Origin of the sequence: Collinsella sp. An271, from assembly GCF_002159695.1 — a bacterium.
GTDB lineage: Bacteria > Actinomycetota > Coriobacteriia > Coriobacteriales > Coriobacteriaceae > Collinsella > Collinsella ihumii.
This window is the reverse complement of record NZ_NFJE01000036.1, coordinates 1-1,181: the sequence shown is the minus strand read 5'-3', so window position 1 is coordinate 1,181 and position 1,181 is coordinate 1. Positions and strand designations below refer to the sequence as shown.

Annotated in this window: 2 protein-coding genes; both read right to left on the bottom strand. The window is 65.1% G+C overall.

Going from position 1 to position 1,181, the window contains the following annotated elements; all coding sequences use genetic code 11:
* Positions 1 to 806: N-acetylneuraminate synthase family protein (locus tag B5F74_RS12140; RefSeq protein ID WP_204212605.1), on the bottom strand; the 806-nt coding region annotated here is incomplete at its 3' end.
* A gap of 55 nt (positions 807 to 861) precedes the next feature.
* Positions 862 to 1,098, bottom strand: a complete 237-nt coding sequence (locus B5F74_RS12135) for a hypothetical protein (RefSeq protein ID WP_143753891.1) — start codon at positions 1,096 to 1,098, stop codon at positions 862 to 864.
* Positions 1,099 to 1,181 lie beyond the last annotated feature (83 nt).

Sequence of the window (1,181 nt, the reverse complement as noted above, 5' to 3'; positions counted from 1 at the left end):
AGGGACGCCGGAAGCGGCGCCTGACGTTGGCGCGATCGGTGAAAGTGCGTTGGCGCGATCGGCGAATTTGCGTTGGCGAAAGTGGCGAAAGATAGATTGACATTAACAATGACGTGTTTCTCGAGGATCTTCGCCCCGCGCGCCACCGCCGCGAAGCAGGTGTAGAGGTCGGGCGTGTGGTCGGAGTGCCCGATGACGGCCCCCGGGAAGGCCTCCGCCATCTTGTCCAGAACGCCGAGGTTCACGTCCTCGTAGACGGGCGGGTACTCGGATAGGCAGTTCATGAGGGCGAACTCGACGCCGCTCTCGACGAGCACGTCGTAGGTGCGCCGGATCTCCTCCATCGTGGCCATGCCCGTCGACACGATCATGGGCTTGCCCAGCTCCGCGATCGCCCTGATCGTCGGGATGTCGTCCATCTCGCCGGAGCCGATCTTGAACGCGTCCACGCCGAGCTCGTCGAGCTCGAGCGCCGCCTTCAGGCTGAAGGGCGTGCAGAGGTACTGGATGCCGATCTCCCTGCAGTACGCCATGAGCTCGGCGTGCTGGTCGAGCGTGAGCGCGTGGAGCTTCAGGAACTCGTAGAGCGGGATGTCGAAGTTGGACGTCATGGGGACGTCGGGTAGCATCTCCTCGTCGGGGAGGTGGTGCTGGAACTTGATGCAGTCCGCGCCCGCGAGCTTCGCCCTCAGGCACATCTCCTTGGCGGCATCGAGGTCGCCCATGTGGTTGTCGCACCCCTCCGCGATGACGTAGGCGGGGGCGCCGTCGCCGATCTTCCTTCCGTTGATGGTCATGGTCGCCATGGTCTCTCCAATCTTCCTTGTCTGTACGTGTCTTCGTGACCGCGCGGGGCCGCGCTCACGCGCCGACCGCGCGCATAAGGGCCTCTCGCATGGCGGGCGCGTAGAGCGACACCGCGTGGAGCGCCGCCTCCATCGGCGCGAAGTCCGACTCCAGGTACCAGTCCAGGGCCGACCCCACCTCCTCCACGAGCCAGGGGTTGCGGGACGAGGGGTCATCCGGGTCGTAGGCCCTGGGCCCCGGGGTCCCCAGCGTCAGGTTCGCGTCGTGAATCTCCCCCGTTTCCGTTGACACATCGAGTTCCGTTTGGGCATGATGCCGTAAACGGGGAAAGGGGGCATGGGATGGGACATCCGTCGCCCAAGTATTCGGCAGAG